At 61.3% G+C, this 14,357-nt stretch carries 2 protein-coding genes; one reads left to right on the top strand and one right to left on the bottom strand.

Translation table 11 applies throughout. From position 1 onward, the window contains the following. Positions 1 to 9: 9 nt before the first annotated feature. Entirely contained in the window at positions 10 to 1,359 is a 1,350-nt protein-coding gene (locus J3P91_RS00930; protein ID WP_434602466.1) for a TolC family outer membrane protein, read from the bottom strand. Positions 1,360 to 1,719: 360 nt separating this feature from the next. Here J3P91_RS00930 and J3P91_RS00925 point away from each other — a divergent pair, with 360 nt between their 5' ends. Then, positions 1,720 to 14,349, top strand: a complete 12,630-nt coding sequence (locus J3P91_RS00925; RefSeq protein WP_434602465.1) for a retention module-containing protein — start codon at positions 1,720 to 1,722, stop codon at positions 14,347 to 14,349. Positions 14,350 to 14,357: the final 8 nt, after the last annotated feature.

Genomic DNA, 14,357 nt, shown 5'->3' with positions numbered 1-14,357 from the left:
ATGGATGGCTTAATTCATCCCAGGCAACTGGACCTTGGGTTTAACGTCGGTCTGCACAACCGATGCCAACGGCGCGACCACGCCTTGGCTTTTCAGCAACTGGCCCATGGTCGCCTTGATCCGGTACTGGCTGAACAGCTGCACGTTCTTGATTTCCGCCAGACGGCGGGAGGCGCTGAACAGCTCGTTTTCGCTGTCGAGCAAGTCGAGCAGGGTCCGCTCGCCGAGACTGAATTGCTTCTGGTAGGCGGTGCGCACGTTGGCGCTGCGATCCACGTACTGCTGGGCAATCGGCACCTGGGCGTTGGCGTTGTTCAGGGCGTTCCACGCCAGGCCCAGCTCTTCGTTCAATTGGCGCAGCGCGTTGTTGCGGATATCCAGCGCCTGGTTGGACAGGTAGGACTTGGATTCCAGGTCAGCCTTGTTGCTGCCACCGGCGTACAGGTTGAAGCGCATGCGCAGCATGGCCTGCCATTCATTGTTGTGGCCGTTCTGGCCGTCCAGGTCGTTGTCGGCGGTGCGGCCCAGCTCCGCGTCGAAGCGAGGGTAGAAGCTCGACTTGGCGGCCTCGTACTGCTTCTCGGCGGCGGCGATGTCGGCTTCGGCCGAACGCAGCACCGGGCTGTTTTCCAGCATCTGGGCACGGGCTTCGGTCAGGTTGGCCGGCAGCAACGCCAGAAAGTCGGCGGGGCGCTCCAGTTGGTCAGGCAATTGTCCGACGGCGCTGAGGTAGTTGGTCTCGGCATCGGCCAGGTTGGTCTGCTCGGTGATCAGGTTGTTGCGGGCCTGGGCCATGCGCGCCTCAGCCTGGTCCAGGTCGGCCCCGCTGCCTACGCCCCGGGAAGTGCGCAGCTTGATCTGATCGAAGATGCGCTCGTGACTCTTGAGGTTTTCCTCGGCCAGGCGCACGAACTCACGGCGGGTCAGTACGTCCAGGTACACCTGGGCGACGGTCAGCCCGGTGCGCTCGGAGGCATCAAGCAAGGAATAGGCGCGAGCACTGACGTTGGCTTGTTGACGCCCGACTTCGCTGGACGTCGCAAAACCGTCAAAAACCATTTGCGACAGGCGTAGGCTCGATTCGCTGCGGTTCAGGGTTTCCCAATGATTATTACCGCCCGAACGGGTCGTCACGCTGTCGGTGCCTTCACGACCGTAACCGGCTGCGAGGTCCACTCTAGGCAGGTAGCCGCCCTTGGCCGCCTTCAACTGATAGTCCGCCGCCAGGCGGCTGTTCACGCCTGCCTGAATTTCTGGATGAACATCCAATGCTTGTTGCATGGCCTGCGGCAAGGTTTGTGCTTGTACGAAACTGGCGGCCAGGGCGAAGGGTAAAGCCTTGAACAGGTGCGAACGCATGGTTGGAAAATTCCCGAAACTCTTGTCTTGAATCACAGCGAAACGTGTCGCTGCATCGGATGATGGCAACCGGAATGACCGTATGTCGGAAAGTTCAGAACAGGGGCAGGAACACGCACCGAAAGAACAGGTCGCCGCTTAAATATCAATGTGACATTACAGGGGCGATTGTTTAGGATGGCCAGCATAAGGTCAATAGTTTGGCAGAAACAAAATAAGCCGAACTAGCTGTCAAAATATCGTCATATTTCCAGCGTCAAAACATTATCCCTTTGTGCGCATGAACGTCCAGACCGCTATGGCCAACGAGGCTGTCGGGTCCATGGAAGTCTACTGAACGTGGTACCCGGAGAGTCTTCAATGAGCAGTGTTATTGCCGTTGTCAAAAGCATTGTTGGTCAGGTTTTCGTCGTTTCCCCCGAGGGCATTCGGCGCGTACTCATTGAAGGCGATCGCCTTAACGTAGGCGACCAGCTGGACACCGGCCCTGCCGGCGCCGTCACGTTGGAACTGGCTGACGGCCGCACGCTCGACCTGGGCCGCGATACCCAGTGGAGCGCCAGCGCGCCGGACTCTTCCACCGACCTCGAACAGGCCACTGCCCAAGCCGCGCCTTCAGTAGAAGAGCTGCAGCAAGCCATCGCCGCCGGTGTCGACCCGACCACCGCCCTGGAAGCCACCGCGGCCGGCGCCACCGCTGCCGGTACGGGCGGAGCCGTGGGCGGCGGTCATAGCTTCGTCGTGCTGGATGCCACGGCCGGCAGCGTCGACCCCACCATCGGCTTCCCGACCGAAGGCCTCGCTGCGGCCGCGGCAACCGATGACAACATCCTGGGTGGCGACGACAACGCCGATACCACCGCCAACGCCGTGCTCAATGCGACGATGACCTTGAGCGCCACCCCGACCCTGACCGAGGCCGGGGGCGTGCTGGTCTACACGGCGACCGTGACCCAGGCGCCGCAAACCAACCTGACCGTAACCCTGTCCAACGGCGCGGTGATCGTGATTCCGGCCGGGCAACTGACCGGTAGCGTCAACGTGCCCCTGGCACCGAACGACACGGTCTACAACGACCCCAGCCAAGTCAGCGTGACCGTCACCGGCACCACTGGCGGCACCGGCATCGCCGTGACCCTGCCGACCACGCCAGCCGTGACGCAGATCACCGACACCGTCGACACCACCACCGTCACCCTGAGCGCCGGCAATACTGTCACCGAAGGCGGCCAGATCACCTACACCGCGACGCTGACCAACCCGGCTCAAACGCCGGTGACCGTGACATTGAGCAATGGCTCGGTCATCACGATTGCCGCTGGCCAGACCACCGGTACCGTGGCTGTCGATACTCCGGCTAACGACGCCTATAACAACGGCAGCACCGTCAGCACTACGATTACCGGCGCCACTGGCGGTAACTTCGAAAATCTGGTGCCGAGTACTACGCCTGCGGTTACTACGATCACTGATTCGGCTGATACGACTGGCCTGACGCTCAGCGCCAGCGAAACCATCACCGAAGGCGGCCAGATCACTTACACCGCCACGTTGACCAATCCGGCCCAGACGCCAGTGACCGTGACGTTGAGCAATGGCTCGGTCATTACCATCGCCGCCGGACAAACCACCGGTACCGTGGCTGTCAATACCCCGGCTAACGACGTCTACAACAATGGCAGCACTGTCAGTACTACGATTACTGGCGCAACCGGCGGTAACTTCGAGAATCTGGTGCCCAGCCCTACGCCTGCGGTCACCACGATCTCTGACTCGGCTGATACGACTGGCCTGACGCTCAGCGCCAGCGAAACCATCACCGAAGGTGGCCAGATCACCTACACCGCCACGTTGACCAATCCGGCCCAGACGCCGGTGACCGTGACGTTGAGCAATGGCTCGGTCATTACCATTGCCGCTGGCCAGACCACCGGCACCGTTGCCGTGGATACCCCGGCCAACGACGTCTACAACAATGGCAGTACCGTCAGCACCACGATCACCGGCGCAACCGGCGGCAACTTCGAAAACCTGGTGCCGAGCACGACGCCTGCGGTCACCACGATCTCTGACTCGGCTGATACGACTGGCCTGACGCTCAGCGCCAGCGAAACCATCACCGAAGGCGGTCAGATCACTTACACCGCAACGCTGACCAATCCTGCTCAGACGCCGGTGACCGTGACGTTGAGCAATGGCTCGGTCATTACCATTGCCGCCGGCCAGACCACCGGCACCGTTGCCGTGGATACCCCGGCCAACGACGTCTACAACAACGGCAGTACAGTCAGCACCACGATCACCGGCGCAACCGGCGGCAACTTCGAAAACCTGGTACCGAGCACGACGCCTGCGGTTACTACGATCACTGATTCGGCTGATGCTACTGGCTTGGCCTTGTCCGCAACCGACACCGTCGCCGAAGGTGGTTCGATTGTTTACACCGCGACCCTGACCAACGCAGCGGGCTCGCCTGTCACCATTACTTTGAGCAACGGCGCCGTGATCAATATCGCCGCCGGCGCTACCACTGGCACCGTCACTGTCGACGCGCCGAAAGACGATGTCTACAAGGATGCCGGCAAGGTTGAAGTCAGCATCGACACGGCAGTTGGCGGTAACTTTGAGAACCTGGTGCCTAACACTGCACCAGTCGTGACGGACGTGACCGATACCCTCGACACCAGCACCGTTTCGCTCACCGCGACTTCGACTGTTGGCGAAGGCGGCGTTGTGGTTTACACCGCTTCGGTGAACGCTCCAGTCACCGGCGCTCCGCTCGTAGTGACCTTGAGCAACGGCCAGTCCATTACTATCCCCGTGGGTTCCAGCTCTGGCTCAGTGAACTTCACCGCACCTAATGATGCACTGGCGGGCGGTAGCAACCTCAGCGTCAAGATCGACGACGCGAAAGGCGGCAACTACGAAAACCTCGAAATCGACGGCAAGCCTGCGGACACCGCAGTCACCGATTCGACTGATGCTACGGGCCTGACCCTTTCCGCGACCGACACCGTTGCCGAAGGCGGCTCGATTGTTTACACCGCGACCTTGAGCAACGCCGCCGGTTCGCCTGTCACCATCACCCTGAGCAACGGCGCCGTGATCAATATCGCCGCCGGCGCTACCACTGGCACCGTAACCGTCGATGCACCGAAAGACGACGTCTACAAAGACGCCGGCAAAGTCGAAGTCAGCATCGATAAAGCTACCGGTGGCAACTTCGAAAATCTGGTGCCGAGCACTGCACCGGCCGTCACCGATGTGACCGACACCCTCGACACCAGCACCGTTTCGCTCACCGCGACTTCGACGGTTGGCGAAGGCGGCACCGTGGTTTACACCGCCTCGGTAAACGCCCCGGTCACCGGCGCTCCGCTCGTAGTGACCTTGAGCAACGGCCAGTCCATCACCATCCCAGTTGGCGCAAGCTCTGGCTCGGTGAACTTCACCGCACCTAATGATGCGTTGGCTGGCGGTAGCAACCTCAGCGTCAAAATTGACGACGCCAAGGGCGGCAACTACGAAAATCTGGAAATCGACGGCAAGCCTGCGGACACCGCAGTCACCGATTCGACTGATGCCACGGGCCTGACCCTGTCCGCGACCGACACCGTTGCCGAAGGCGGCTCGATTGTTTACACCGCGACCCTCACCAACGCTGCCGGCTCGCCTGTCACCATCACCCTGAGCAACGGCGCCGTGATCAATATCGCCGCCGGCGCTACCACTGGCACCGTCACTGTCGACGCGCCGAAAGACGACGTCTACAAGGACGCCGGCAAGGTCGAAGTCAGCATCGATAAAGCCACCGGTGGCAACTTCGAGAACCTGGTGCCGAACACTGCACCAGCCGTCACCGATGTGACCGACACCCTCGACACCAGCACCGTTTCGCTCACCGCAACTTCGACGGTTGGCGAAGGCGGCGTTGTGGTTTACACCGCTTCGGTGAACGCTCCAGTCACCGGCGCCCCGCTCGTAGTGACCTTGAGCAATGGTCAAAGCATCACCATCCCAGTCGGCGCAAGCTCTGGCTCGGTGAACTTCACCGCACCAAACGATGCGTTGGCGGGTGGCAGCAACCTGAGCGTCAAGATCGACGACGCGAAAGGTGGCAACTACGAAAACCTGGAAATCGACGGCAAGCCTGCGGATACCGCAGTAACTGATACCCAAGACACTACCAGTCTGACGCTGTCTGCAACCGACACCGTAGCTGAAGGCGGGGCCATCGTTTACACCGCGACCCTGACCAACGCAGCGGGCTCGCCGGTGACCATCACCCTGAGCAACGGCGCGGTGATCAACATCGCCGCCGGCGCCAAGACCGGCACCGTGACCGTCGACGCGCCGAAAGATGACGTCTACAAAGACGCCGGCAAAGTTGAAGTCAGCATCGATAAAGCTGTCGGTGGCAACTTCGAAAACCTGGTGCCAAGCACCACGCCAGCCGTGACCGACGTCACCGATACGCTCGACACTTCGACTGTCAGCCTGACGGCGTCCCCTTCCGTGGGCGAAGGCGGCACTGTGGTTTACACAGCATCCGTAAACGCTCCAGTCACCGGCGCCCCGCTGGTCGTCACGCTGTCGAATGGTCAAAGCATCACCATTCCAGTTGGTTCCAGCTCTGGCTCAGTGAACTTCACCGCACCTAACGATGCGCTGGCGGGCGGTAGCAACCTCAGCGTCAAGATCGACGACGCCAAAGGCGGCAACTACGAAAACCTGGAAATCGACGGTAAGCCTGCGGACACCGCAGTCACCGATTCGACTGATGCCACGGGCTTGACCCTGTCCGCGACCGACACCGTTGCCGAAGGCGGCTCGATTGTTTACACCGCGACCCTCACCAACGCCGCCGGTTCGCCTGTCACCATCACCCTGAGCAACGGCGCGGTCATCAACATCGCCGCTGGCGCCACCACTGGCACCGTAACCGTCGATGCACCGAAAGACGACGTCTACAAAGACGCCGGCAAAGTCGAAGTCAGCATCGATAAAGCTACCGGTGGCAACTTCGAAAATCTGGTGCCGAGCACTGCACCAGCCGTCACCGATGTGACCGACACCCTCGACGCCAGCACCGTTTCGCTCACCGCAACTTCGACTGTTGGCGAAGGCGGCACTGTGGTTTACACCGCTTCGGTAAACGCTCCAGTCACCGGCGCCCCGCTCGTAGTGACCTTGAGCAACGGCCAGTCCATCAGCATCCCAGTCGGTTCGAGCTCCGGCTCGGTGAACTTCACCGCGCCTAACGATGCTTTGGTGGGTGGCAGCAACCTGAGCGTCAAGATCGACGACGCCAAAGGTGGCAACTACGAAAATCTGGAAATCGACGGCAAGCCTGCGGATACCGCAGTCACCGATTCGACTGATGCCACGGGCCTGACCCTGTCCGCGACCGACACTGTTGCCGAAGGCGGTTCGATTGTTTACACCGCAACCCTGACCAACGCCGCCGGTTCGCCTGTCACCATCACCCTGAGCAATGGCGCGGTGATCAACATCGCCGCTGGCGCCAAGACCGGCACCGTGACCGTCGACGCACCGAAAGACGACGTCTACAAAGACGCCGGCAAGGTCGAAGTCAGCATCGATAAAGCTACCGGAGGCAACTTCGAAAACCTGGTGCCTAACACTGCACCTGCCGTGACCGACGTCACCGACACGCTCGACGCTTCGACTGTCAGCTTGACCGCTTCCCCTTCCGTGGGCGAAGGCGGCACCGTGGTTTACACCGCTTCGGTGAACGCTCCAGTCACCGGCGCCCCGCTCGTAGTGACCTTGAGCAACGGCCAGTCCATCACCATTCCGGTTGGTTCGAGCTCCGGCTCGGTGAATTTCACCGCACCTAACGATGCGTTGGCGGGCGGTAGCAACCTGAGCGTCAAGATCGACGACGCCAAAGGTGGCAACTACGAAAATCTGGAAATCGACGGCAAGCCTGCGGATACCGCAGTCACCGATTCGACTGATGCCACGGGCCTGACCCTGTCCGCGACCGACACCGTCGCCGAGGGCGGTTCGATTGTTTACACCGCGACCCTAACCAATGCCGCCGGTTCGCCAGTGACCGTGACTTTGAGCAACGGCGCGGTGATCAACATCGCCGCCGGCGCCAAGACCGGCACCGTGACCGTCGACGCGCCAAAGGACGACGTCTACAAAGACGCCGGCAAAGTTGAAGTCAGCATCGATAAAGCTGTCGGTGGCAACTTCGAAAACCTGGTTCCGAACACTGCACCTGCCGTGACCGACGTCACCGACACGCTCGACACCTCGACTGTCAGCCTGACGGCTTCCCCTTCCGTGGGCGAAGGCGGCACTGTGGTTTACACAGCATCCGTAAACGCCCCGGTCACTGGCGCCCCGCTCGTGGTGAACTTGAGCAACGGCCAATCCATCACCATCCCAGTTGGCGCAAGCTCTGGCTCGGTGAACTTCACCGCGCCTAATGATGCGTTGGCGGGCGGCAGCAACCTGAGCGTCAAGATCGACGACGCCAAGGGCGGCAACTACGAAAATCTGGAAATCGACGGCAAGCCTGCGGATACCACAGTAACTGATGCCCAAGACACTACCGGTCTGACCCTGTCCGCGACTGATACTGTCGCTGAAGGTGGTTCCATCGTTTACACCGCGACCCTGTCCAATGCGGCCGGCTCGCCTGTCACCATTACCCTGAGCAACGGTGCGGTGATCAACATTGCCGCCGGTGCTACCACTGGCACCGTAACTGTCGACGCACCGAAAGACGACGTCTACAAAGACGCCGGCAAGGTCGAAGTCAGCATCGATAAAGCTACCGGAGGCAACTTCGAAAACCTGGTGCCTAACACTGCACCTGCCGTGACCGACGTCACCGACACGCTCGACGCTTCGACTGTCAGCTTGACCGCTTCCCCTTCCGTGGGCGAAGGCGGCACTGTGGTTTACACCGCTTCGGTAAACGCTCCGGTCACCGGTGCTCCGCTGGTCGTCACGCTGTCGAATGGTCAAAGCATCACCATCCCAGTTGGTTCCAGCTCTGGCTCAGTGAACTTCACCGCACCTAATGATGCATTGGCGGGTGGCAGCAACCTGAGCGTCAAGATCGACGAAGCCAAGGGCGGCAACTACGAAAATCTGGAAATCGACGGCAAGCCTGCGGACACCGCAGTCACCGATTCGACTGATGCCACGGGCTTGACCCTTTCCGCGACCGACACTGTTGCCGAAGGCGGCTCGATTGTTTACACCGCGACCTTGAGCAACGCCGCCGGTTCGCCTGTCACCATCACCCTGAGCAACGGCGCCGTGATCAATATCGCCGCCGGCGCTACCACTGGCACCGTCACTGTCGACGCGCCGAAAGACGATGTCTACAAGGATGCCGGCAAGGTTGAAGTCAGCATCGACACGGCAGTTGGCGGTAACTTTGAGAACCTGGTGCCTAACACTGCACCAGTCGTGACGGACGTGACCGATACCCTCGACACCAGCACCGTTTCGCTCACCGCAACTTCGACGGTTGGCGAAGGCGGCGTTGTGGTTTACACCGCCTCGGTAAACGCCCCGGTCACCGGCGCTCCGCTCGTAGTGACCTTGAGCAACGGCCAGTCCATCACCATCCCAGTCGGTTCGAGCTCCGGCTCGGTGAACTTCACCGCACCTAACGATGCGTTGGCGGGCGGTAGCAACCTCAGCGTCAAGATCGACGACGCCAAAGGCGGCAACTACGAAAACCTGGAAATCGACGGTAAGCCTGCGGACACCGCAGTCACCGATTCGACTGATGCCACGGGCTTGACCCTGTCCGCGACCGACACCGTTGCCGAAGGCGGCTCGATTGTTTACACCGCAACCCTGACCAACGCCGCCGGTTCGCCTGTCACCATCACCCTGAGCAATGGCGCGGTGATCAACATCGCCGCTGGCGCCAAGACCGGCACCGTGACCGTCGACGCGCCGAAAGACGACGTCTACAAGGACGCCGGCAAGGTTGAAGTCAGCATCGATAAAGCGACTGGCGGCAACTTCGAAAACCTGGTGCCTAACACTGCACCAGCGGTGACCGACGTCACCGACACGCTCGACGCTTCGACTGTCAGCTTGACCGCTTCCCCTTCCGTGGGCGAAGGCGGCACTGTGGTTTACACCGCTTCGGTAAACGCTCCAGTCACCGGCGCTCCGCTCGTAGTGACCTTGAGCAACGGCCAGTCCATCACCATCCCAGTTGGCGCAAGCTCTGGCTCGGTGAACTTCACCGCACCAAACGATGCGTTGGCGGGCGGTAGCAACCTCAGCGTCAAGATCGACGACGCCAAGGGTGGCAACTACGAAAATCTGGAAATCGACGGCAAGCCTGCGGATACCGCAGTCACCGATTCGACTGATGCCACGGGCCTGACCCTGTCCGCGACCGACACCGTCGCCGAGGGCGGTTCGATTGTTTACACCGCGACCTTGACCAACGCCGCTGGTTCGCCAGTGACCGTGACCCTGAGCAACGGCGCGGTGATCAACATCGCCGCCGGCGCCAAGACCGGCACCGTAACCGTCGACGCGCCGAAAGACGACGTCTACAAGGACGCCGGCAAGGTCGAAGTTAGCATCGATAAAGCCACCGGCGGCAACTTCGAGAACCTGGTGCCTAACACTGCACCAGCCGTGACAGACGTCACCGACACGCTCGACACCTCGACTGTCAGCCTGACGGCTTCCCCTTCCGTGGGCGAAGGCGGCACCGTGGTTTACACCGCTTCGGTGAACGCTCCAGTCACCGGCGCCCCGCTCGTAGTGACCTTGAGCAACGGCCAGTCCATCACCATTCCGGTTGGTTCGAGCTCCGGCTCAGTGAATTTCACCGCACCTAACGATGCGTTGGCGGGCGGTAGCAACCTGAGCGTCAAGATCGACGACGCCAAAGGCGGCGACTACGAAAACCTGGAAATCGACGGCAAGCCTGCGGACACCGCAGTCACCGATTCGACTGATGCCACGGGCCTGACCCTGTCCGCGACCGACACCGTCGCCGAGGGCGGTTCGATTGTTTACACCGCGACCCTAACCAATGCCGCCGGTTCGCCAGTGACCGTGACTTTGAGCAACGGCGCGGTGATCAACATCGCCGCCGGCGCCAAGACCGGCACCGTAACCGTCGATGCGCCAAAGGACGACGTCTACAAAGACGCCGGCAACGTCGAAGCAACGATCAAGACGGCCACCGGGGGTAATTTCGAGCACCTGGTGCCGAGCACCACGCCAGCCGTGACCGCCGTGACCGACACGCCTGACAACACCACCGTCAGCATCACCGGCAGCACTTCGGTCACCGAAGGCCAGGCCGCCACGTATACGGTCAACCTGACGAACCCGGCGCAAACCGAGGTAACGGTCAAGATCGTCTACAGCGGTACCGCCGCCGATGGCTCGGATTTCACCGGCGTCTACACCGTGAAGATCCCGGCCAACGCCACCAGCGCGACTTTCAACGTGGCGACGCTGGACGACAAGATCACCGAAGGCACCGAAAACTTCGTGGTCAAGATCGACTCGGCCACCGGAGGCAACTTCGAGAACCTGGCGGTCAGCGGCACCAATGGCAGCGTCAGCACTTCGATCATCGACAACGATGCACCGCCGGTACTCGACCTGGACGCCAACAATTCCAGCGGCAAGACCGGCGCCGATTACCAAGTGACCTTTACCGAAGGCACCACCGGCCCGGGCGTGTCGATTGGCGACACCGATCTGAAAATCACTGACCCGGACAGCACCCAGCTGACCGGCGCCACCATCGTGCTGACCAACCGTCAGCCTGGCGATCATCTGAACCTGGGCAATAGCGTCAACGGCATCAGCATCAACGCCAATAGCACCGACGGCAAAATCGTCCTGACGCTGACGGGCAATGCGACGTTGGCCGACTACATGCAGCAGATCAAGAACATCAGCTTCATCAACAACAGCGAAGATCCGAGCACCGTACCGCGCGTCATCACCGTGACAGTGACCGACGGCACGAGCTACTCCAACACCGCCACCACCACCGTGAACGTGGTCGGAGTCAACGACGCACCCGTAGCCACCGGTGGCTCCGTGACCGGCACCGAAGACACCTCGCTGATCCTCGGCTGGTCGAGCTTCGGCGTCAGCGATGTGGACAGTTCCGCCACTAGCCAGGGCGTGAAAATCACCGGGCTGCCAGGCGATGGCAAGTTGCAGTACCTGGACGGGGCGACGTGGAAGGACGTGGCCAACAACCAGACCTTCACCAAGGCCGACATCGACGCCGGCAAGCTGCGCTTCACACCCGATGCCAACGAATCCGGGGCCGATGGCTACGGCGGTAGCGGCGTGGGCAACAAGCAGGCTGACTACGCGCAGATCAAGTTCCAGCCAACCGACGGCCAGACCCTGGGCAACACCGGTACCGTGAAGATCGACATCACGCCAACCGCCGATGCGCCGACCCTCAACGTCGCCGGCAACAACGTGACCTCTACCGGCCTGATCAAGGAAGTCTGGACCGGCCTGTCGGGCCTGGGCACCGATGGCAATGGCGCGCCGTCCGGCACGCTCAAGTCGGTGATCGACGCCGCCGGCACGCCGAACAGCAGCACCAATGTGAGCAACGTTCAGAACGACGGCAACGTCAACCCGGGCACCGCGTCGAAGACCTCGGGCCTGATCTTCCTGGAAGCCGGCAAGACCTACACCTTCAGCGGCACCGGCGACGACAGTTTGCTGGTGACCATCGGCGGCAAGACCGCCGCGGCCATCACTTGGGGTGCGGGCGGCCAGTTGAACGGTTCGTTCACGCCGACCACCAGCGGCTATTACACCCTGGATATCTACCACCACAACCAGACCGGCCCAGGCAGTTATGACGTGAACCTGTCGGTCAACGGCAGCACGCCGGTGGACCTGAGCAGCGCAGGCATACCGCTGTATACCGGCGTGGCTGACCTGGTGAATGCCGGGGTTTCCGTTTCCGACCTGCACGGCACCAATGGCGAAGGCTACTACGACGGCTACAAGCTCAACGAAGGCGCCGAAGGCGGCAGCGTGAAGCTGTCGAAAATCACCACCGCCCTGACCGACACCGATGGCTCCGAAAGCCTGAGCGTGAAAATCGGCGGCATGCCTGAAGGCAGTGTGCTGAGCGATGGCGCGGGACACACCGCAACCGTGGGCGCCAACGGCGAAGCTTCGCTCACCGGCTGGAACCTGGGCAGCCTCAACCTGACGCCACCGACCTACTTCAGCGGCCAGATCAACCTGACCGTAACGTCGACCTCCACCGAATCCCTCGGCGGGTCGGCAGTGACGACCGCGCAGATCCCGGTCACCGTCTACCCGGCGACCTATAACGCTGTCACCGCCACCTCCGGCAACGACAATGTCACCGGTACCGACGGCAACGACATCGTGGTCGCGGACATCGGCGGGCTGACCGTGGTGCCGGGCGTCAACTACAACATTGCCTTCATGGTCGACAGCTCCGGCAGCATGAGTTCGTCGTCCGTTACCGCCGCGAAGGATTCGCTGACCCAGGTGTTCAACACGCTCAAGCAGAGCCTGGGCAGCAACTCCGGGACGGTGAACATCTTCCTGGCGGACTTCGACAACCAGGTCAACAAGAACGTTGCGGTCAACCTCAACGACCCGAACGCGCTGACACTGCTCAAGAGCGTGCTCGACTCGATGGTGTCCGGCGGCAATACCAACTATGAAGATGTGTTCAAGACCACCGCAAACTTCTTCAACAGCACCCAGGCCCTGAGTAATACCGGTGCGAAGAACCTGACGTACTTCATCACCGACGGTGAGCCGACGCGCTACCAGTCCGGCGAAGTGACGAACCCAGTGTTGTACGGCACCGTCAAGCTCGACGACGTCCTGAGCGCGGCCAACTACACCGTTGGCAAGTACTACACCCAGACGATCGACAGCACACACAAATTCATCATCGAAGAAAATGGCGACATGTACCTGTCGACCAAGAGCGGCAAGAACAACTGGAATGAGAGTTACGTCGGCACGGTGCATGCCGAGGGCAACGGCACGTTCGAGTTCTCCTACCTGGACGGCGGCGGGTGGGGCGACGCCTCGGCAGCAGCCGGCTCAGCGGCCAGCTTCACCCTGCTCAAAGGCTTGAGCAACGTTGAAGCCATCGGCCTGAACAACGGCGTGACCCTGGACGACCTCAAGCCATACGACTCCGATGGCAAGCCGCAAACCAACATCGACCCCAAGGACCTGGCCAACTCGATCATCGGTCACACCGAAGCGACGTTGCCAGGTGCCGACACGGTCAATGGCGGCGACGGCAACGACATCCTGTTCGGCGACCTGGTGAGCTTCAATGGTGTCGCCGGCGAGGGTTATCAGGCGATCCAGTCGTTCGTGGCCCAGCAAAGCGGCGTCGACGTCAGCAAGGTCACCACCAGCAACGTGCACCAGTACATCACCGACCACTACACCGCGTTCGATGTGTCCGGTGCCCACGATGGCAACGACACCCTGTTGGGCGGCGCCGGCAACGACATTCTCTTTGGCCAGGGCGGCAACGATTTGCTCGACGGCGGCAAGGGCAATGACATCCTGCTCGGCGGCAGCGGCAGCGACATCCTGATCGGCGGCAAGGGCAACGACACGCTCATCGGTGGCCTGGGCGGCGATACCTTCGTCTGGAAATCCGGCGACACCGGCACTGACGTGATCAAGGACTTCAAGGCCGCCGAAGGTGACCGGATCGACCTGCGAGACCTGTTGCAGGGCGAAACCGGCAGCACCATCGACCACTTCCTGAAGATCAGCACGGTCGATGGCGTGTCTTCCCTGCAAGTCAGCACCACCGGTCAATTCAGCGCGGCCAACACTGCGGCGACGCCGGACGTGACGATCAAGCTGGAAGGCAACAACTGGTCGAACATTAACCTGAACTCGCTCATCGCCGGCAGTGACCCGACCATCAAGATCGATCACAACAACAGCTGAACCTGACA

The sequence above is a fragment of the Pseudomonas sp. Z4-7 genome, from assembly GCF_051131965.1.
GTDB lineage: Bacteria > Pseudomonadota > Gammaproteobacteria > Pseudomonadales > Pseudomonadaceae > Aquipseudomonas.
The sequence above is the reverse complement of the archived record's forward strand: the minus strand, read 5'-3'. Positions and strand labels throughout refer to the sequence as shown.

Excerpts from the sequence above, each read along its gene's own strand:
- J3P91_RS00930 (WP_434602466.1), bottom strand. The coding sequence starts at position 1,359 with ATGCGTTCGCACCTGTTCAAGGCTTTACCCTTCGCCCTGGCCGCCAGT.
- J3P91_RS00925 (WP_434602465.1), top strand. The coding sequence starts at position 1,720 with ATGAGCAGTGTTATTGCCGTTGTCAAAAGCATTGTTGGTCAGGTTTTC.